This window comes from Janthinobacterium sp. ROICE36 (assembly GCF_002869965.1).
Taxonomy (GTDB): domain Bacteria; phylum Pseudomonadota; class Gammaproteobacteria; order Burkholderiales; family Burkholderiaceae_D; genus Janthinobacterium.
On sequence record NZ_PEBS01000026.1, the window covers coordinates 34,927 to 52,928 of the forward strand.

Consider the following 18,002-nt stretch of genomic DNA (forward strand, 5'->3'; position numbering starts at 1 on the left):
ATAGACTCTAATAATGGAAACACCTGTGAAATGGATTCAATAATGGCGCGGCAAGACATCAACCGTTCATTCGAGATGGCCGTCTTCGTGGCCGTGGTGGAGACGGGCGCATTTTCCGCCGCCGCGCGCCGCCTGGCCTTGACGCCGTCGGCCGTCAGCAAACTGGTCAGCCGACTGGAAACGCGGCTCGGCGCGCGCCTGCTGCAGCGCAGCACGCGCCAGTTGCACAACACGCCAGAGGGCGACGCCTTCTTCGTGCAATGCAAGCGCATCCTCGACGATATCGAAGGCGCCGAGCGCGAAGCGGCGCAGGGCGCGGCGCCGCGCGGGCGCTTGCGCATCAACTGTTTCGTGCCGTTCGGCGTGCACCATCTGCTGCCCATCCTGCCCGAGTTCGCCCAGCGCTATCCCGACATCGTGCTCGACGTCGTCGTCAGCGACGCCATCGTCGACTTGCTGGAAGACCGCACCGACATCGCCATCCGCACGGGCAAGCTGAAGGAATCGAACCTGGTGGCGCGCAAGCTGGGCGAAGATGCGATGGTCGTGGTGGCGTCGCCGGCGTACGTGGCGCGCCACGGCCTGCCGCACACGCCACAGGAATTATCCGCACACAATTTGTTGGCCTTCAACTTCCGCTGCCAGAACGAAACCTGGCCCTTCCTCCACGGGAGCGGCGGTACCATGCAGGTCGCGCCGCAAGGCAATACCTGCGTCAGCGATGGCGAAAGCATGCGCCAGCTGGTGCTGGCGGGCATGGGACTGGGACGGTTTTCGCGCCAGCATGTGCAGCGCGATATCGAGCAAGGTCATTTAATTCCCTTGCTGCAGGACTACAATCCGGGCGACAAGGAACTCGTGCACGCCGTCTTCGTGGGACCGGGCTTGCAAGTGCCGGCACGCGTGCGCGTGATGCTCGATTATCTGCTGGAAAAAGTGCAGCTGGGCAGCGCTTAAACCGCCACCGCTTCCAGGCGCAGCTGCCGCCCCTCGCCCAGCATCACCTCGAATTCCGCCGCCGGCACTGCCGGGCTGAACAGATAGCCTTGCAACTGGTCGCAACCGAGTTCGCGCAGGAAGCGCATCTGCTCGGCCGTTTCCACCCCTTCGGCGACGATTTCCTGGCGCAACTGCTGCGCCATGGTGACGATGGCGCGGGCGATGGCGCAATCGTTTTCCTCGAACGGCAAGCCGATGACGAAGGAGCGGTCGATCTTCAGGGTGCTGATGGGGAACTTCTTCAAGTACGCCAGGCTGGAATAGCCGGTGCCGAAGTCGTCCAGCGCCAGCGCCAGGCCCATGGCCACCAGCTGGTTCATGATGTCGATCACCTTGTCGGCGCCCCGCATCAACAGGCTTTCCGTGATTTCCAGCATGATCTGGTCGGGCCGCACCTGGTAGCGCTCCAGCACGGCCGCTATGCGCGCCGGCAACTGTTCATCGAACTGGCGCGCCGACAGGTTGACGGCGATGGCCGGCATGTGCAGGCCACGGTCTTCCCAGTTGCGTATCTGGCGGCAAGCCTCGTCCAGCACCCAGGTGCCGAGTTCCAGAATCAAACTGGTTTCCTCGGCAACGGGAATGAAGAGGCCGGGCGAGACCATGCCGCGCATCGGATGCTTCCAGCGCAGCAGGGCTTCCGCGCCCACGATGCGGCCGCTGGTCAGGCTCACTTTCGGCTGGTAATGCAATTCCAGTTCCTTGTCGCCCAGCGCCAGCCGCATTTCGCTTTCCAGACGCAAATGTTCCTTGGCACGCCGGTTCATGTCTTCGCGGTAAAACAGGAAGGTCGATTCGATGGCCTGCCCCGCCTTGGCCACGGCCACGTCGGCAAAGCGGAACAGGGCCGGCGCTTCCAGGCCATCTTCCGGATACACGGTGATGCCGATGCTGGCGCCCACGTGCAGGGCGTGTCCATCGATATTGATCGGTGCTTCGAGCAGGTTAAGCAGCTTTTGCGCCACATTCGCCGCGTGTTCGCGCTTTTCGATGTGCAATAGCGCGACGACGAATTTGCTGTTGTCGACACGCGCCAGGATATCGGCGTCGCGCAGGGCGCCACGGAACAGCTGACCGATGGCGATCACCAGCTGGTCACCCACTTCATGGCCCAAGGTATCGCTGATGGAACCGATGCGGCTGATGTCGATGACCATCAGCGCGCCATGCGTGCCCTGCCGTTTCGCTTCGGCCAGGCCCTGGTCGACCAGCTGGTTCAGCAGGCAGCGGTTGGGCAAGCCCGTCAGGCTGTCGTAGTTGGCCATGCGCTGCATGCGCGCCTCGGCATCCTTGTGCACTGAGATATCGGAAAACAGGGAAAACACATGGCTGATTTCGCCAAATTCGTCGCGCACGACGCTGATGGTGACGTCTTGCGGGAACAGTTCGCCATTCTTGCGCTTGCCGATGATTTCGCCGCGCCAGGAACCGTGTCCGCGCATGGCGGCGCGCACCTTGGCGCGGAAATCGGGGTCGTGCACGCCCGAGCGCAGCAAGTCCGGCGTGCGGCCGATGGCTTCGGCCGGCGAATAACCGGTGATGCGGCTAAAGGAACTGTTGATGGAGACGATGCGCTCTTCCGCGTCCGTGATCATCACGGCTTGCTCGCTGTCTTCGATGATGCGCGCATGCAACCTCACCTTGTCCACATCGGACAGCGGTTCGCTCATGGCCGACAAGCGCACGGCCATGCCGCACGCCTTGCCGACCTGGTCGTGGATCACATGGCGGCGCATGCGCAACCACGTCACCATGCCCGATTTCTTGCGCCGGCGCACATCGGTCGCCACGTCGCCCTGCTTGAAATGCAATTCCAGCACGCTCGCTTCCGCATCGTCTTCCGGATACAGGAACAGGATGTGCTGGCCCAGCGCTTCCAGTTCGGAATAGCCGAACATCTGTTCGGCACCATGGTTCCAGCCGATCAGGAAGCCATCGGGATCGATTTCCAGCAAGGCGTCGGCCGGCGCCACGCGCACCATTGGCCGGCTGGCGCCGCGCAGCCGCTCCAGCTCTTCCTGCAGCCGCGCCAGGGTGGCAGCTTGCTGCTGCCCCGCCTGTTCACGGGCATCCTGGGCCAGGCGCAGGCACAGCGCGACCTTCGCCTCAAGCATGGCAACCCCAATCTTGGGCCAGGTCGAGGGAAAATTTCAGGGGCGCTGCGGTGTATGTAATCATCAAAATCCCACTAAGGGGCATGGAGGTCGGGGCAGAAAGACGGTCGAAATACTGTGAATATGGTAACTTAAAAATGTTGGCATATGTCAACATTTTAAGACCTACGCAGAATGGCTGGGGGCTGCGTCAGGCCCGTCCCGGCAGATGCTGCGCCAGGCGGGCAAACACATCCGGTTCGCGCATGCGCGCAATCCACCAGCGCAGCGCGGCGCCATCCTCGCCCACGCGCCACGCCAGGTAAAACGTTTCCGACGGCTTTGGCTCTTCCACGGCCTTTTCCACCAGCAGGCCGCGCGCGATGGCGGCGCGCGCACACGGCCCCGGCAGGAAGCCAAAGCCCAATCCCAGCACCTGGTAATCGAACTTGACCTGCATGCTCGGCACGCTCAAAGCATCTTGCCCCAGCAGCAAACCCACCGTGCGCGGCGCCATCTGACGCGCCGAATCGGCCACCACCACGGCCCGGTGCTGCTGCAAGTGGCCGCGCGACAAGGGTTCCGACGCCTGCGCCAGCGGGTGCGTGGGCGCCACGGCAAACACGAAGTCGAGCATGCCTATCGGCTGCGCGATATAGCCGCCGCCCGCCGGCCCGTCGCCGGGCGCGCCCACCAGCAAGTCGACCCTGCGGTCCAGCAGCGCTTCCCAGGTGCCAGACAGGGTGTCTTGCGACAGGCGCAAGCGCGTCTGCTGCGCCACCTGGTAAAAGGCGCGCACGTCGTCGGCCAGCGCCACGGCGGAAAACATGGAATCGATGCCGATGGACAATTCCGTTTCCCAGCCGGACGCCACCCTGCGCACGCGGTGCTCGAGGTCCTGCGCCGCCTTCAGCAGATAGCGGCCCTCTTTCAGCAACTCCTGGCCGGCCGCCGTCAGCGTGACTTTCGGCCCATTGCGCAGAAACACCTGCACGCCGAGGTCGTCTTCCAGCTTGGCCACCGTATAGGAAATGGTGGACGGCACTTTATGCAACTCCTTGCCGGCCGACGAGAACGATCCGCGGCGGTCGATGGCGTCGACGATTTGCAAGGCTTCCAGGCTCAGTCTTAACATTCGATTTTTTCGATCATAGTACGCAAGATTTTCCGTTTTTCTTTCCAGCCTGGCCGGCCTATACTTTCTCCATCGTACAGCGAAGGGCAGCATAGGCGCCATGGCAACTGCCTGGCAACGGCCCTTCGAAATTATCGCACATTCATTGAGAGAAACGGAGTCCACCATGTTACAGATTCGTCATAGCGAAGAACGCGGCGCCGCCAACCACGGTTGGCTCAATTCCCACCACAGCTTTTCCTTCGGCAGCTACCACGATCCGCTGCACATGGGCTTTGGCCCCTTGCTGGTGATCAATGAAGACCGCGTCACGCCAGGCCAGGGTTTCGGCACGCATGGCCACCGCGACATGGAAATCATTTCGTATGTGCTCGACGGCGCGCTCGAGCACAAGGACAGCATGGGCACCGGTTCCGTCCTGCACTACGGCGATGTGCAGCGCATGAGCGCCGGCAGCGGCGTGCGCCACAGCGAGTTCAACCATTCTGCCACGGATGGCTTGCACTTCCTGCAAATCTGGATACAGCCGAACGTGACGGGCATTGCCCCCAGTTATGAAGAGAAACACTTCACGCCAGACAGCAAACGGGGCAAGCTGCGTTTGATCGCCTCGTCCGACGGGCGCCAGGGTTCCGTGCTGATACACCAGGATGCGGCCATCTACGCCAGCATCCTGCAGGAAGGCGAGCAAGCCGAACATGCGCTGGACGAAGGCCGCATTGCCTATGTGCACCTGATCCGCGGCAGCCTGGTGGTCAACGGCACGCCCTTGAAAGCGGGCGATGCGCTGAAATTGACCCAAGAGGCCGTAGTGACGTTGACGCTGGCAGAGGATGCCGAAGTGCTGGTCTTCGATCTGCCTCGATAAGGGTCGCTGGCCCAAGCCCTGCGCGGCATGCTGTTGCTGGTGGAACGGGGATTCGGCAAGGCCAGCCGTCTTGTAAAAAGCGGATCCGGCCGCAATTAGAGGGGCAGTACCAGGCATTCCAGCCTTCAAATCTCAGCCAGGGGAAATGGTTTCCCCTGCTTTTTGGTATGATGACAGGGCGCGCCGGCACCGCAGTGGTGCGGCGCGCCTTTATTTTCGAACATTACCTAGATGAGCACAACCATGCAAAGCGGCGCAGACCTCCTGGCGACAGGCGAATTGGATTACACGACTTCCTGCGCACTGCCGACACCGTGGGCCCAGTTCACCCTGCACGCCTTTGTCGAGCACGCCACGGGCAAGGAACACCTGGCCATGGTGCTGGGCGATGTCGGCAACGGCGAACCGGTGCTGGCGCGCGTGCATTCCGAGTGCCTGACGGGCGACGTGCTGTTTTCCCAGCGCTGCGACTGCGGCGCCCAGCTCGAAGGCGCCTTGAAGCGCATCGCCGAAGAAGGCCGCGGCATTCTGCTGTATCTGCGCCAGGAAGGGCGCGGCATCGGCCTGATCAACAAAATCCGCGCCTACCGCCTGCAAGAGGCCGGCGCCGACACGGTGCAGGCAAATGAACAGCTGGGTTTCAAGGCCGACGCGCGCAACTACACCTTGTGCAAACCCATGTTTGCGCAATTCGGCATCAACAGCCTGCGTTTGATGACGAACAACCCGCGCAAGATCTCCGCCATGGAAGCGCTGGGCATCACGGTGGCCGAACGGGTGCCGCTGCTGGTCAACCGCAACGCCTTCAACCAGCACTACCTGAACACCAAGCAAAGCAAGCTGGGTCACATGATGACGCCGGAAACGGCGCCGGCGCTGGAAGACGGCGCCCTGTAATTGACGCTCCGGCTTGCCGCCCCGGCTTGCCGGGCTGGCGCGCCCCTGCTCACGCACAAAGGATGCATGAAATTATCTAACTTCGTCTTCTTGCTGGCCAGCCTGTGCGCTGCAGCAGGCGCACACGCGGCTCCGGCGCCGGCGCCAGTTGCGGCACCCACCGCTTCGACTCCTCCCGCCAAACCGCCACCGGCCACCGCCGCGCCAGCCGCCACCGAACATGCAGCCTTGCCGCCGCCCTCGTCGGCCGCGCAAAAACTCTACACGGCCGCGCGCGCCGACATCCTGCAAGTGCGTGTACTGCTGAAAAATGGCCGCACGCAATCGTCGGTCGGTTCCGGCTTCCTGATAGGCACGGGCGACCTGGTCGTGAGCAACTATCACGTCGTGTCGCAATTCGCGCTCGACCCCGATACCTATGTGGGCGAATGGGTGGACACCAGCGGCCAGCGCGGCAATGTGGAATTACTGGCCGTCGACGTGCTGCACGACCTGGCCGTCTTGCGCGTGAACCGCCATGGCACGGGCTTTTTCAAGATGCCCGAGCCGCTGGCGCCCCTGACCCAGGGCCAATACCTGTATTCGATGGGCAATCCGCTGGACCTGGGCTTCGCCATCTCGGAAGGCGCGTACAACGGCGTCGTCACGCGCAGCTTCTACGACCAGCTGATGTTTACGGGACCGATCAATGCCGGCATGAGCGGCGGCCCCAGCGTAACGGCCAGCGGCGACGTGGCCGGCGTGAACGTGTCGAAGCGCCTCGATGGCGAACTCGTGAGTTTCCTCGTGCCGGCCCGCTATGCCCAGCAATTGCTGGCCAAGGTAGCCCTGCAAGGCAAGCCGCCGAAAGACTTCAAGCCGCTGGTGACGGCGCAACTGCTGGCGCACCAGGACGTCATGCTGGCGCGCCTGCTCGACACGCCATTAAGCCTGAAAGCCATGGGCCCGTACCGCGTGCCCGTGCGCGAGTCCGACCAGATGCGCTGCTGGGGCCGCTCCAACGTGAAGTCCGACAAGCCCTACATGCTCGACAACACCAGTTGCGCCATGGAATCGGCCATCTTCATTTCCGGCGCCCTGCAGACAGGGCAAGTGTCGATGCGCCACGAATTCCTGCGCAGCAGCGAACTGGGCGCGCTGCGCTTTTCCGAGCTGGCCAGCGCCTCGTTCAAGAATGAAAGTTTCGGCAGCTACAAAAGCGTGCACCTGACGGGCCCCCATTGCACCGAACAGTTCGTCAAGAACGCCACCCTGCCCCTGCGCGCCGTCCTGTGCGTGCGTGCCTACCGCAAGTTTACCGGTCTGTACGACTTTGCCCTGCTGGCCGCCAGCACCGATGAGCCACTCATGAGCCTGCAAAGCCGCATCGACGCGCGCGGCGTGTCCTACGCCAATGGCATGCGCGTCACCCGCACCTTCCTCGAAGCGCTGTCGCGCGCCCCATCCACCACCGGGACGCGCAAGCCATGACAGCACCGTACTTCATCGAAATCCTCGCCGAAAATGGCGAAGTGCAGCAACGCCAGCGCATCGCCACCCTGCCGATCCGCATCGGCCGCGGCTACGACAACGACTTCATCCTCGACGACGCGCATACGGCCGCCCGCCACGCCATCATCGAAGACGATGGCGCAGGCGGCCTGCTGCTGCGCGACCTGGGCAGCCAGAATGGCGTAATCCACCGGGGCCAGCGGCAACGGCAAGTGGCCCTGCACGGCAACAGCATCGTGCGCCTGGGACACACGCGCCTGCGCGTGCGCGCCAGCGACCACCCTGTTGCGCCCGAACTGAGCGACACCACCAGACACGACTGGGAAGGCTTGCGTCCCGCCGTCGCTGGCCTGGCCATGACAGGCGCCTCGGCCGCCTTCAGCAACTGGCTCGGCGACGCGGAAGCCTTCGACCCGATTTCCTACCTGATGATCATCGCCTACGCGCTGGCTGGCGGCCTCGTGTGGGCGTCGATCTGGGCCGTGGCAAACCGCCTGTTCGGCCATGTGGCGCGCTTCGGCCGCCACCTGTTCATCATCGGCTGCGGCTTGCTGGCCATGGAAGTATGGGAACTGGGCAGCAATGTGGCGGCGTATGCGCTGTCGCTGGAAGTGCTGACGGGCTACGGGCGGCATATGTTCATCGTCATTGTATGCGCCATGGTCTACTACCATTTGTGCACGATCAAACCCCAGCACGCGCGCCGCTTCGGCCTCGTTGCCGTCGTGCTGGCCATCCTTGGCTCAAGCCTGATCCTGCTGAGCAACCTGCAGATCAGCGGTCGCCTGGCCGACGAGTCCTACATGTCGGTGATCTACCCGCCGGCCTTGCGCCTGAGCCCGAATCACACGACGGACGCTTTCTTCCGCGATGCGGCTGGCCTGCAGCGCGCCGTCGACGCCGAGCGGGGCAAGGCGGCCAAGGGGGCCGACGAAGACGAAGACAGCGGCGATTAAAAGCGCCAATAGGCAAAAAGCCCGCCGTGTCCTTGCAGACCGGCGGGCTTTTTTGTCGCGCGCTTGCAGCGCGCGCTACTACGTCATGGCAATTTAGAACTTGGCTTCCTGTTTGCGGCGCGCCGTAAAGCCCAGCAGACCCAGGCCAACCAGCAGCATGGCGTAGGTGCTTGGTTCAGGGACGGCCGAGATCAAGCCGTCATTGGCGCCAAAGCTGGTGAAATTGCTGCTGCCCGCCTTGAACTGGACTTGCTGGCCGCCATCGCAGCAGCCTTCCAGGCCGAAGATGCTCAAGGTATGGTTGCCTGCAGACAAGGCGCCCGCACCGGCGAGGAACTGGCTGCTGCTATTGTAGTTACCAGCCCACCACAGGTCGCTGCTCTTGAAGTCCAGCGCCACGCCGTCGAGGAACAGGGCGCCGCCCTTGCCGAAGTCGACACCGCTACGGAAGCTCCAGGCGCCCGCATCGGCCGCACTGACGCCAAAATTGATCACCGACTTGAAGGCGATATTCGAACCACTGCCGAACAGGCTGCTATTTGTGACATTGTTGTAGCTGGCAATGGTCGTCGTGCCATAGCCGGCGCCCGGCGTGGCAACGGCGGCATTCACCACGGACTGGTAAGCGGCGGCGGAAGTTTGCGCGCCGGCATTCGAGTAGCCAGTGGAGAGCGTGATGGTGCTGGCGTTCGCTTGGGCAAACACAGCAGCAGCGATCAGGGACAGGGCGATTTTAGGCAAGTTTTTCATATTATGTATCCAGTCAGTAAGTATTCAACGGACGCAGCAGGTGTGAGAGCGCTTGAGCTGAATACACGCTGCATTGAGGCGTGTCGGCATAGCGCGGGAAATTGCAAGGATGAGCGGTCGGGGGCACAGCTTCCGCAGAACATCGCGAACTTGCGGTGTGCCATGGCGGCACTGCAAGCGTCCTGGAAAGGGTTCGGGTTCCCGGGACAAAGCCAGTCAGTTGACGGGTCAGGTAAAACGTTGAGTCTATTTTATCTTAAATTTCATGGAAGCAAAGTATTTTTCTTTTTAGCATGTAAGATATTTTTATGACAATCACGCGCCAGGCAGGTATAACGGCCTGGACAGCCGTGCCGCCTGGGCAATGTCCTCGTCGCGCAGGCTGGCGAGGTGTCGCAACAGCACCACAAAGGCACGCAGCAGTGTCGTATCTTGCGCATTTCTTTTCGCATGCCGCTGCACCACGCGGCGAAACAGCATGGCAAAATGCAGTCATGCAGCTATCTGTCTGATGAGGGGGAAAGAGGAAATGGTCGACCTGGAAGAACTACGCTATCTGGCACTGTCGTTTCCCGACGCCACCGAGGAAGAACACCACGACCGTCCAGCCTTCCGCGTCGGCGGGAAGATCTTTGCCACCCTGCCCGACGACGAGCACATCAACGTGCTGCTCGATGCGGAAGCGGCGCATATCGCCACCGTCATCACACCGTCCGGCTGCGAAAAACTGTGGTGGGGCGAACGACTGGCCGGCATCACGGTGCGCCTGGCGGACGCCGAACTGGACATGCTGGCCGCTGCCCTGACGGCCGCCTGGCGGCGCAAGGCGCCCAGCGACCTGGCCAAGACCATCGCCCCGACCGGGTAGTTACAGCGGCCAATTGCGTAGCAGCAATCCCACCATCTGCTGCAATTGCTCGCGCGATACGCCCGCCGCCGCCTGGATGGCCATGCCTTGCGACAGGGTCACGACAAAGCGCGCCTGCTGCTCGGGACAGGAATCGGGCGGCAAATCCCCCTCCTCCTTGGCACGCCGCAAGCGGTCGCGCAACTTGATTTCACCGCGCAGCCGGCGCGCAAACAATTCATCGCGGATAGGCAAGGCATCGTCGCTGCAGGCGAGCGCCGCATTCACGCCCATGCAACCGTGCGGACCGTCGGGCATGGTTTGCGCTTCGACATACTGCGTCAGCAAGGCTTGCACCACCTGGCGCGCCGTCGGCTGCTCCAGCGCCGCATCGAAAAACTGCATGCGCGTGTCACTGTAGCGCTCCAGCGCCTTGTGGAACAGCTGCTCCTTGTTGCCGAAGACGGCATACAGGCTGGGCCGGTTCATGCCCATGGCTTTCGTCAATTCCGGCAGGGAACTGCCTTCATAGCCTTTTTCCCAGAACACTTTCATGGCGCAATCGAGCGCCTCGTCCGCGTCGAAGGTGCGTGGCCTGCCCGTTTTCGCCTTCACTGCTGACTCATTTTTATCTTGTTTCATACCGTTCGGTAAAAAATTATTGACAACACTGTCTGCCTGCCCTGATTATATACCGACCGGTTAAAAACCTCTCGGCTGTCAGGAACCTCACATGCAAACACTTTCCAACGCTTCTGACGACGAACCCACCGTGGCGCCCTGGCTGGCCGTCCTGTCCGTCGGCATCGGCGCCTTCGCCCTCGTCACGTCCGAATTCCTGCCCGTCGGCCTGCTGCCGGCCATGGCCGCCGAACTGGCCATCAGCAAGGGCCAGGCGGGGCTGATGATCACGACGCCCGGCACCGTTGCCGCGTTTGCCGCCATCTTCGTGACCGTCGGCTCGGGCCGCCTGGACCGCCGCATCGTGCTGCTGGCGCTCACGGCCCTGCTGGTCGCCTCAAACCTGCTGGTGGCGCTGGCCCCCTCGTATGGCTGGATACTGCTGGGCCGCGCCATGCTGGGCGTGGGCGTGGGCGGCTTCTGGGCCATCGGCAGCGCCATCGGCCCGCGCCTGGTGGCACCGCAGCATGCGTCGCGCGCCATGTCCATCATCTTCGCCGGCGTCTCGCTGGGCACGGTGGCGGGCGTGCCCGCTGGCGCGCTGGTGGGCGAGCTGGTCGGCTGGCGCGTGGCTTTCGGCGCAGCCAGCGCCATTGCCGTGCTGGTCTTCATCGGCCAGCTATTGCTGCTGCCCAAACTGCCACCGACGCAGGCCATCCGCCTGCGCCAGTTGCCGATGATTTTCGGCATCCGCAAGGCCAGGCTGGGCCTGATCGCCACGGCCATGCTCTTCACGGGCCAATTCGCCGCCTACACGTATATCGCGCCCTTCCTCACGCAGATCTCGCACCTGGCCACCGGCACGGTCAGCGCCATGCTGCTGGTGTACGGCGCTTCCGGCTTCATCGGCAATCTGGTGGGCGGCTGGGCCGCCGGCCGCTACGAACGGGCCGCGTTGATGCTGACGGGTGCCGTACTGGGCCTGTCCACCCTGGCCCTGGCCGCGTTCGGCAGCCATGCACTCACCGCCATGCTGCTGGTGGCCGTGTGGGGCTTCGGTTTCGGCGCCATGCCGATCGCCGTGCAGACGTGGATGTTCAAGGCCGCGCCGCACTTGATGGAAGGCGGTAGCGCGCTCTTCGTTGCCATCGTGCAAGTGTCGCTGGCGTCGGGCGCCTTGCTCGGTGGCATGGCCGTCGACCAACTGGGCGTATCGAGCGCGCTGCTGGTCGGCGGCGTGTTCGCCCTCGGCTGCGCGCTGACGATCGCGTTCTTCGGCAAGCCGCAAGCGAGCACCAAGGCGGGCGCCGGCGCGGCCTGCAAGGCCTAGCAAGGACGTCGGTTCAGATGCGGCCGCGACGAAATTCGCCGAGGAATTTCGTCACGTCGGCCGGCGTCATTGGCACGTCTGCATCGCCGTGAAATGCATACAGGAAGGGCGTGCCGCCCAGGCGGTCCGTCAGCTTGGCAAAGAGTAAAAAACGGCTGCCCAGCGGGTAGCGCTGCAGCTCGACCAGGCGGCGCGAGCACTGCACGGCCAGCTCCGGAGAAAAAGCCTGGCCCGGCACGGGGCGCATTTCCACCCGGCCATTGATCGCGCGCGATTCGACGGCAACCTGCCGGTATGCATAAGTATCACGGGCCATGCCGCCACCTTGAATGAAGTAAAGGCGCCATCTTAAGCGAAGTGGGCGCCCGCCGTGCTACTGCGCCACGATGCGCAGCAAACGGCCATTGTCTTCATCCGTCAGCGCATACAGGTAACCATCCGGTCCCTGGCGCACGTCGCGCACGCGCGCGCCGATGGCCAGGCGGTCCTGCCCCGTCACCTTGCCGCTGGCATCGACGGCGATGCGGCGGATATCCTTGGCCGCCAGGCCGCCGCTGAAGATGCTGCCACGCCAGGCGGCAATCTTGTCGCCCGTGTAGACGGCCAGCCCTGACGGCGCCGGCGACGGCACCCAGGCCACGCTCGGCTTGAGCATGCCCGGCACTGCATGCTTGCCGACGGGTTCATGCGTTTTGTAGTCGGCGCCATAACTTTGCAGGGGCCAGCCATAGTTGCCGCCCGCCACCACCAGGTTCAGCTCATCGCCGCCATACGGACCGTGCTCCGTGGCCCATACGCGGCCAGAAACCGGGTCGAGCGCCAGGCCCTGCACATTGCGGTGGCCGAGCGACCAGATTTCCGGCAAGGCGCCCTTGGCCGCCAGCGGGTTGCCGGGCGCCGGCTTGCCGTCTTCCGTCAGGCGCAGGATGGAACCCTGGTGCGTGGCCAGGTTTTGCGCCTGTTCGCGCGCCAGGCGGTCGCCTATGCGCAGCGGCGGATTGCCGCCATCTGCCACGCTCATCAGCAAAGTGCCATCCGGCAGCCACAGCAGGCGCGAACCGAAGTGCTGGCCGCCGCTTTTATCCGTGGCCACCCTGAACAGGGTCTGGATGCCCGTCACCTTCTTGCCGTCGAACACGCCGCGCACCAGGGTCGTGCGGTTGGCGTCACTGGTGCCCGTCGACACCGTCATGTAGACTCTTGACGTGGCCTTGCCAGCATCTTGCGGGTGAATGACGATATCGAGCAAGCCGCCCTGCCCGCCCGTGAAGACTTTGGGCATGCCTTCCAGCGCCACATCCTCGAAATTCTTGCCATTCAGCAAATGCAAGGTGCCCTGCTTGCTGGTGACCAGCGCGCGCCCCTCGCCCAGCCAGGCGATGCCCCACGGTTGGCGCACGCCCTGCGCGACGGTCTCGGCCTGCCAGCCCTGTTTGGCGGCGGGCGGCTCGCCCGTGGCTTGCAGTTCGGCCCAGGCCGATGGCGCGGCGGCCAATGCCCATGCAAGCAAGATGCTGGTGCGGCGTAACTGGAACATGCTCTCTCCTGTCGATGATTACTGCGAAGGTGGTGGATCAGGCGCGCAGCAGCAAGGCCACGGCTTCGGCCGCGATGCCTTCTTCACGGCCCAGGTAACCCAGCTTCTCATTCGTCTTGGCCTTGATGTTGACCTGGCCCACACTCACGCCCAGGTCGTCGGCCACATTCGCGCACATGGCGGCGATGTGCGGCGCCATCTTCGGGCGCTGGGCGATGATGGTGGCGTCGATATTGCCGATGATATAACCGCTCGCCTGCACGCGGCGCACGGCTTCGCGCAGCAGGGTGCGCGAATCGGCGCCCTTGAATTGCGCATCCGTATCGGGAAAATGGCGGCCGATGTCGCCCAGGGCGGCGGCGCCGAAGATGGCGTCCGTGATGGCGTGCAGCAGCACGTCCGCGTCGGAATGGCCGAGCAAGCCCAGGTGATGGGGGATGTTCACGCCGCCGATGATCAGGTCGCGGTGCTCCACCAGCGCGTGGCAGTCATAGCCCTGGCCGATGCGGAAAGGCAGTACGGGAGTGGTGATGGTCGTCATGCGGTCTTTCTGTTCAGGATTCAAGGATGGGCCAAATACAGCTCGGCCGTGTGTATGTCGCGCGGCAAGGTCACCTTCAGGTTGCGCGGGTGGCCCTCGACGAGCCGGGGCGCCAGGCCCAGCGCTTCGACGGCGCTGGCGTCGTCCGTGATGGCGTGCGGGTCCGGTGCTTGCGACAGGGCCCGGTGCAGCAAGGCATAGCTGAACATCTGCGGCGTCTGCGCCAGCCACAGGCCGTCGCGCGGCACCGTTTGCGCCGACAGGCTGCCCGCCCCCGCCCGCTTGACGGTATCGACCACGGGCAAGGCCAGCAAGCCGCCGGCCGCATGCTCGCCCACCTCGGTGATGAGCTTGCCGATCAGCGCCGGCGTCAGGCCGGGACGGGCCGCGTCGTGCACCAGCACCTGGTCATGTGCGGCGATGCTGCCGTGCAGCGCCTGCAAGGCGTTCAATATCGTTTCCATGCGCGTGGCGCCGCCGCAGCGCAGCACCGTCACGCCATGCTCTGCGCCCTGCTCCGGCATGACGCCGTCGATCTGGCCATCGTCCGCACTGACCACGATATACGTGTGTGCGATCAGGGGGCTGGCAAGAAAGGCGTCCACGGCGTGGCGCAGCATGGGCTTGCCGGCGATGGACAGGTATTGCTTGGGGCTACCCGCCGCCATGCGCGCGCCCACGCCGGCGGCGGGGATCAGCGCAAAGTAACGGACGGTGTTTGGTGCTGCTGTCATGCCATTCCTCATCTAATTGCCTAGTTGGCGGGCGCTGCCTTGCCCGACAGGATGTTCTGGATCTCGCCTTTGCACGCCTTGCCCAGGCGTGCATATTCCTGCGGCGAATCGATGGCCGCCTGCAAGGTTTCCACCTTGCGCATTTCGGCCTTGACGTATGGCAACCAGCCCGTGTCGATCTCGCGCGCCAGCGCCGCCTTCGCCGTGCCGCTGGGCGCATACAGGGGCCGCGCCTCGAAGCGCCTGGCCAAGGCCGCACGCACGGTCTTTTCCACGCGTGGCAAGTGTTCCATATAGGTTTTCATATGCCGCAGCTCATGCGCGAGTATCTCATCATACGCGCAGCTGCCGGGGACAAACTCGCGGCCGACATAGATCACCACGGGCGCATACGTGAGGGTCACGGTAATTTGCGGCGCCACGCATTCATAGCCGCTGACCGGGTCTTGCAGCATGGGACCGGCCAGCGCGATGGCCACGCGCGAGTCGGTCTTGGTCAATCCCAGCACCCAGGTATTCGCGCGCGCCATGCCCTTCATCACGGTCAGGGCCTTGTACGGCAGATGCGTGTCGATGCTGTAGCCGTTCTGCTGCGCCGTCAGCACGGACACCGTCTTGCTGATCGTGTCTTCGCAACGTACCTGGAACGGCGTGCGCGGCTGTGCCTGCACACCCAGGGTGACACAGGCAAGCAGCAGGAAAAGAGCCGTGCGCATGCGCAGGATCAAGCCGCTTGCCAGGCGCCGCTGGTGATCTTGTCGAGCCAAAAGATGCCGATGACGGTTTTCACGTCCGTGATGGTGCCATCCCTGACCCAGTCGAGCAACTGCGGCACTGTCGCCGTAAACGTTTCCAGGAACTCGCCCTCGTCAAGGCGGCGCTCGCCCGCCACGAGGCCGCGCGCCAAAAACAGTTCCAGGTGTTCGTCGGAATAGGCGATGGCGTTATGGATGGTGGAAACAAATTGCCAGTCGCTCGCCGTGTAGCCCGTTTCTTCCAGCAATTCGCGCTGGGCGCAGGCCAGATGGGCCTCGCCTGCGTCGATTTTGCCGGCCGGGAATTCGATGAACACGCGGTCCAGCGGATAGCGGTATTGGCGTTCCATCAGCACCGTGCCGTCGTCGAGCAGCGGCAGGATGACGACGGCGCCCGGGTGCAGGATGAATTCACGCACCGTGATCTTGCCATCAGGCAAGGTCACGCGGTCGCGCTGCACGCGCAGGAAGCCGCCCTGGTAGACGAGTTCGCCGTCGACTTTGGTTTCAATCAGATTCGTATCCATGGGATTCCTTAGCTCATGTGCTGACAAATAAAAAAACGGCGCCAGAGGCGCCGCTTTCGGAGGGTGGTGCTAGCGGCGTTTGCGCAGGTAGCGTCCGACAAATCCTGGGAAAGCCAGCACCAGAAACAGACAGCCGGTGATGGCGTAGAACTCCCACGTCTGCGGGAAACCGTTGCCGATGCGCGCTTCCAGCGCGAACGCCACGGCGCCGACGATGAAGTACAGTATCACCAACTCCAGCAGGCGCAGTGCCAGCGGCTTGCGCCAGCCTTTGTCCCCGTCTGCCTGCAGCGCCTTTTTCAGGGGCACGACGGCAAACAGTTTCTCGTTCAAGAATGGCAGGTTGGCGCCCAGGATGCCCAGGGCGATCACCAGCCAGCTCGAGGCGGTGACATCCATCGGTCAGGACGCCAGCGTCTTGGTGATGGCGGTCGCGCAGGCAGCCAGGATGCTGTTAGGCATCACACCGAGGGCCAGGACAAACACGCCGTTCAAGGCCAGCACGACGCGCATGTCGCCATGCACGACCAGCGCGTTGCTGTCCGTCGGCTCGTCGAACCACATCATTTTCACGACGCGCAGGTAATAGAAGGCGCCGATCAGCGAGAACAGCACGGCGGCGATGGTCAGCCACAGCTGGCCCGTAGCCAGCACGGAAGCGAGCACCGAATACTTGGCCATGAAGCCCATCAGCGGCGGTACGCCGGCCAGCGAGAACATGAACAGCGTCATCACCAGCGCGAAGATCGGGCTGCGTTTGCCCAGGCCCTTGAAGTCGGCCAGTTCTTCTGCTTCGAAACCATTACGTGCCAACAACATGATCACGCCAAAGGTACCCAGGGTGGTGAACACGTAGGTGATCACGTAATACATCGAGGCGCCGTAGGCGGTGGCTGCGCCAGCCGCGTTCAGGGTGTTGTTCGGTGCGTCCACGGTGCCCGACAGCAGGCCCAGCAGCACGAAGCCCATTTGCGCGATGGTCGAGTACGCCAACATGCGCTTCAAATTGGTTTGCGCGATGGCGGTGAAGTTACCGATGGCCAGCGACATCACGGCCAGCACCAGCAGCATTTGCTGCCAGTCATGCGCCATCGGCAGCAAGCCTTCGCCCAGCAAACGCAGGGTGATGGCAAACGCGGCCAGTTTCGGCGCGCCGCCCAGCAGCAAGGTCACGGCCGTCGGCGAACCTTGATACACGTCAGGCACCCACATGTGGAATGGCACGACACCCAGTTTGAAGGCCAGGCCCGCTACCAGGAACACCAGGCCGAAGACCATGATGGTGCCGTTGGTCTTGCCGTTTTCCAGCGCCACGCGCAGTTCGCCCAGATCCAGCGTGCCGGACGCGCCATACAGCATCGAGATACCGTACAACATGAAACCGGAAGCCAGCGCGCCCAGGATGAAGTATTTCATGGCCGCTTCCGTGGCCTTGGCATTGTCACGGCGCAAGGCGATCAGCGCGTACAGCGACAGCGACATCAGTTCCAGACCCAGATAGATGATCAGGAAGTTGTTGGCCGAGATCATGATCATCTGGCCCAGCAGTGCAAACAGGGCCAGCACATAGAACTCGCCGCCCAGGTTACCCGACAGCATGTTGCGGTCGGTGGCATAGGCGCGCGAGTAGATCAGGGTCAGCGCCACGGCGCCGTAGGAGAACAGTTTCAACAGCTGCGACATCGGGTCCGACACGAACATATTGTGGAACGTGTAGACGGTGGTGCCGGCGTTGAAGTCGCCCACGGTCAGCAAGGCGCAGCCTGCCAAGGTCAGCAGGGACAGCGCATAGGTGATCGAGCGCTTCGCCGCAGGCAAGAACATATCGATCAGCAAGAGCGCCGAGGTGGCGATCAGCAGAAAGATTTCCGCGTACAGCGGTAGCAGATTAGGTGCATTAGTCATGTTATCGGTCTTCTAT

Annotated in this window: 20 protein-coding genes; 7 read left to right on the forward strand and 13 right to left on the reverse strand. The window is 63.3% G+C overall.

Annotation, left to right across the window (positions count from 1 at the left end):
• Positions 1-30 precede the first annotated feature (30 nt).
• Complete coding sequence (locus CSZ94_RS12825) at positions 31-957, forward strand: LysR family transcriptional regulator (protein WP_258000951.1); 927 nt, start codon at positions 31-33, stop codon at positions 955-957.
• Here CSZ94_RS12825 and CSZ94_RS12830 read toward each other — a convergent pair.
• Together CSZ94_RS12830 and CSZ94_RS12835 are read right to left on the reverse strand one after the other, a co-directional pair.
• A complete protein-coding gene (locus CSZ94_RS12830; RefSeq protein ID WP_102121858.1) occupies positions 954-3,113 on the reverse strand; it encodes a putative bifunctional diguanylate cyclase/phosphodiesterase in 2,160 nt (719 codons plus the stop codon). The two genes, CSZ94_RS12825 and CSZ94_RS12830, sit on opposite strands and share 4 nt — an antisense overlap.
• A 190-nt stretch (positions 3,114-3,303) precedes the next feature.
• On the reverse strand, positions 3,304-4,227 hold the full coding sequence (locus tag CSZ94_RS12835) for a LysR family transcriptional regulator (protein ID WP_102121859.1): 924 nt from the start codon (positions 4,225-4,227) through the stop codon (positions 3,304-3,306).
• A 166-nt stretch (positions 4,228-4,393) separates the two neighbouring features.
• Here CSZ94_RS12835 and CSZ94_RS12840 point away from each other — a divergent pair, with 166 nt between their 5' ends.
• The 4 genes from CSZ94_RS12840 to CSZ94_RS12855 all read left to right on the forward strand — a co-directional run bounded on the left by CSZ94_RS12840 (position 4,394) and on the right by CSZ94_RS12855 (position 8,439).
• Entirely contained in the window at positions 4,394-5,095 is a 702-nt protein-coding gene (locus CSZ94_RS12840; protein WP_102121860.1) for a pirin family protein, read from the forward strand.
• Positions 5,096-5,338: 243 nt separating this feature from the next.
• A complete protein-coding gene (ribA, locus tag CSZ94_RS12845; protein ID WP_102121861.1) occupies positions 5,339-5,992 on the forward strand; it encodes a GTP cyclohydrolase II in 654 nt (217 codons plus the stop codon).
• A 66-nt stretch (positions 5,993-6,058) separates the two neighbouring features.
• Positions 6,059-7,462, forward strand: coding sequence for a S1 family peptidase (locus CSZ94_RS12850; protein WP_102121862.1), 1,404 nt, complete (start codon positions 6,059-6,061; stop codon positions 7,460-7,462).
• Positions 7,459-8,439: an FHA domain-containing protein gene (locus CSZ94_RS12855; RefSeq protein ID WP_102121863.1), complete on the forward strand. Its 981-nt coding sequence runs from the start codon at positions 7,459-7,461 to the stop codon at positions 8,437-8,439. The genes CSZ94_RS12850 and CSZ94_RS12855 overlap by 4 nt, the downstream gene beginning before the upstream one ends.
• Positions 8,440-8,532: 93 nt before the next feature.
• On the opposite strand, the gene CSZ94_RS12860 is transcribed toward CSZ94_RS12855, so the two are convergent.
• On the reverse strand, positions 8,533-9,189 hold the full coding sequence (locus CSZ94_RS12860; RefSeq protein ID WP_102121864.1) for a CCXG family PEP-CTERM protein: 657 nt from the start codon (positions 9,187-9,189) through the stop codon (positions 8,533-8,535).
• 315 nt (positions 9,190-9,504) lie between these two features.
• Entirely contained in the window at positions 9,505-9,669 is a 165-nt protein-coding gene (locus CSZ94_RS28010) for a hypothetical protein (RefSeq protein WP_180977453.1), read from the reverse strand.
• 31 nt (positions 9,670-9,700) lie between these two features.
• On the opposite strand from CSZ94_RS28010, the gene CSZ94_RS12865 reads away from it, so the two are divergent.
• Complete coding sequence (locus CSZ94_RS12865; RefSeq protein ID WP_258000952.1) at positions 9,701-10,057, forward strand: MmcQ/YjbR family DNA-binding protein; 357 nt, start codon at positions 9,701-9,703, stop codon at positions 10,055-10,057.
• Here CSZ94_RS12865 and CSZ94_RS12870 read toward each other — a convergent pair whose 3' ends face one another.
• Positions 10,058-10,678: a TetR/AcrR family transcriptional regulator gene (locus CSZ94_RS12870; protein WP_102121865.1), complete on the reverse strand. Its 621-nt coding sequence runs from the start codon at positions 10,676-10,678 to the stop codon at positions 10,058-10,060. It abuts the gene before it with no gap.
• A gap of 91 nt (positions 10,679-10,769) precedes the next feature.
• Here CSZ94_RS12870 and CSZ94_RS12875 point away from each other — a divergent pair, with 91 nt between their 5' ends.
• Positions 10,770-11,987, forward strand: coding sequence for an MFS transporter (locus CSZ94_RS12875; RefSeq protein ID WP_102121866.1), 1,218 nt, complete (start codon positions 10,770-10,772; stop codon positions 11,985-11,987).
• A gap of 13 nt (positions 11,988-12,000) precedes the next feature.
• Here the strand turns inward: CSZ94_RS12875 and CSZ94_RS12880 are convergent, their stop codons facing one another.
• The 8 genes from CSZ94_RS12880 to nuoN form a co-directional block, all read right to left on the reverse strand.
• The gene (locus CSZ94_RS12880) at positions 12,001-12,303 is read right to left on the reverse strand and encodes a hypothetical protein (protein WP_180977454.1); all 303 of its coding nucleotides are present in this window, start codon (positions 12,301-12,303) and stop codon (positions 12,001-12,003) included.
• A 57-nt stretch (positions 12,304-12,360) separates the two neighbouring features.
• Positions 12,361-13,524 carry a PQQ-dependent sugar dehydrogenase gene (locus tag CSZ94_RS12885; protein ID WP_102121868.1) on the reverse strand — a complete coding sequence of 388 codons (1,164 nt, stop codon included), beginning with the start codon at positions 13,522-13,524 and terminating at the stop codon, positions 12,361-12,363.
• Between the two features lie 37 nt (positions 13,525-13,561).
• Positions 13,562-14,065, reverse strand: a complete 504-nt coding sequence (gene ispF, locus CSZ94_RS12890; protein ID WP_102121869.1) for a 2-C-methyl-D-erythritol 2,4-cyclodiphosphate synthase — start codon at positions 14,063-14,065, stop codon at positions 13,562-13,564.
• 20 nt (positions 14,066-14,085) lie between these two features.
• Positions 14,086-14,799, reverse strand: a complete 714-nt coding sequence (gene ispD, locus CSZ94_RS12895; RefSeq protein ID WP_102121886.1) for a 2-C-methyl-D-erythritol 4-phosphate cytidylyltransferase — start codon at positions 14,797-14,799, stop codon at positions 14,086-14,088.
• A gap of 20 nt (positions 14,800-14,819) precedes the next feature.
• Entirely contained in the window at positions 14,820-15,515 is a 696-nt protein-coding gene (locus CSZ94_RS12900; protein WP_258000953.1) for a hypothetical protein, read from the reverse strand.
• A gap of 8 nt (positions 15,516-15,523) precedes the next feature.
• The gene (locus CSZ94_RS12905) at positions 15,524-16,081 is read right to left on the reverse strand and encodes an NUDIX domain-containing protein (protein WP_102121871.1); all 558 of its coding nucleotides are present in this window, start codon (positions 16,079-16,081) and stop codon (positions 15,524-15,526) included.
• A 69-nt stretch (positions 16,082-16,150) separates the two neighbouring features.
• Complete coding sequence (locus CSZ94_RS12910) at positions 16,151-16,480, reverse strand: DUF2818 family protein (protein ID WP_102121872.1); 330 nt, start codon at positions 16,478-16,480, stop codon at positions 16,151-16,153.
• Positions 16,481-16,483: 3 nt separating this feature from the next.
• Positions 16,484-17,986 (reverse strand): NADH-quinone oxidoreductase subunit NuoN, encoded by a 1,503-nt coding sequence (gene nuoN, locus CSZ94_RS12915; protein ID WP_102121873.1) that lies wholly within the window; start codon positions 17,984-17,986, stop codon positions 16,484-16,486.
• Positions 17,987-18,002 lie beyond the last annotated feature (16 nt).

Coding starts and splice junctions, on each gene's coding strand:
- CSZ94_RS12825 (WP_258000951.1), top strand. CDS start 31: ATGGATTCAATAATGGCGCGGCAAGACATCAACCGTTCATTCGAGATG.
- CSZ94_RS12830 (WP_102121858.1), bottom strand. CDS start 3,113: ATGCTTGAGGCGAAGGTCGCGCTGTGCCTGCGCCTGGCCCAGGATGCC.
- CSZ94_RS12835 (WP_102121859.1), bottom strand. CDS start 4,227: ATGTTAAGACTGAGCCTGGAAGCCTTGCAAATCGTCGACGCCATCGAC.
- CSZ94_RS12840 (WP_102121860.1), top strand. CDS start 4,394: ATGTTACAGATTCGTCATAGCGAAGAACGCGGCGCCGCCAACCACGGT.
- ribA (WP_102121861.1), top strand. CDS start 5,339: ATGCAAAGCGGCGCAGACCTCCTGGCGACAGGCGAATTGGATTACACG.
- CSZ94_RS12850 (WP_102121862.1), top strand. CDS start 6,059: ATGAAATTATCTAACTTCGTCTTCTTGCTGGCCAGCCTGTGCGCTGCA.
- CSZ94_RS12855 (WP_102121863.1), top strand. CDS start 7,459: ATGACAGCACCGTACTTCATCGAAATCCTCGCCGAAAATGGCGAAGTG.
- CSZ94_RS12860 (WP_102121864.1), bottom strand. CDS start 9,189: ATGAAAAACTTGCCTAAAATCGCCCTGTCCCTGATCGCTGCTGCTGTG.
- CSZ94_RS28010 (WP_180977453.1), bottom strand. CDS start 9,669: ATGCTGTTTCGCCGCGTGGTGCAGCGGCATGCGAAAAGAAATGCGCAA.
- CSZ94_RS12865 (WP_258000952.1), top strand. CDS start 9,701: ATGAGGGGGAAAGAGGAAATGGTCGACCTGGAAGAACTACGCTATCTG.
- CSZ94_RS12870 (WP_102121865.1), bottom strand. CDS start 10,678: ATGAAACAAGATAAAAATGAGTCAGCAGTGAAGGCGAAAACGGGCAGG.
- CSZ94_RS12875 (WP_102121866.1), top strand. CDS start 10,770: ATGCAAACACTTTCCAACGCTTCTGACGACGAACCCACCGTGGCGCCC.
- CSZ94_RS12880 (WP_180977454.1), bottom strand. CDS start 12,303: ATGGCCCGTGATACTTATGCATACCGGCAGGTTGCCGTCGAATCGCGC.
- CSZ94_RS12885 (WP_102121868.1), bottom strand. CDS start 13,524: ATGTTCCAGTTACGCCGCACCAGCATCTTGCTTGCATGGGCATTGGCC.
- ispF (WP_102121869.1), bottom strand. CDS start 14,065: ATGACGACCATCACCACTCCCGTACTGCCTTTCCGCATCGGCCAGGGC.
- ispD (WP_102121886.1), bottom strand. CDS start 14,799: ATGACAGCAGCACCAAACACCGTCCGTTACTTTGCGCTGATCCCCGCC.
- CSZ94_RS12900 (WP_258000953.1), bottom strand. CDS start 15,515: ATGCGCACGGCTCTTTTCCTGCTGCTTGCCTGTGTCACCCTGGGTGTG.
- CSZ94_RS12905 (WP_102121871.1), bottom strand. CDS start 16,081: ATGGATACGAATCTGATTGAAACCAAAGTCGACGGCGAACTCGTCTAC.
- CSZ94_RS12910 (WP_102121872.1), bottom strand. CDS start 16,480: ATGGATGTCACCGCCTCGAGCTGGCTGGTGATCGCCCTGGGCATCCTG.
- nuoN (WP_102121873.1), bottom strand. CDS start 17,986: ATGACTAATGCACCTAATCTGCTACCGCTGTACGCGGAAATCTTTCTG.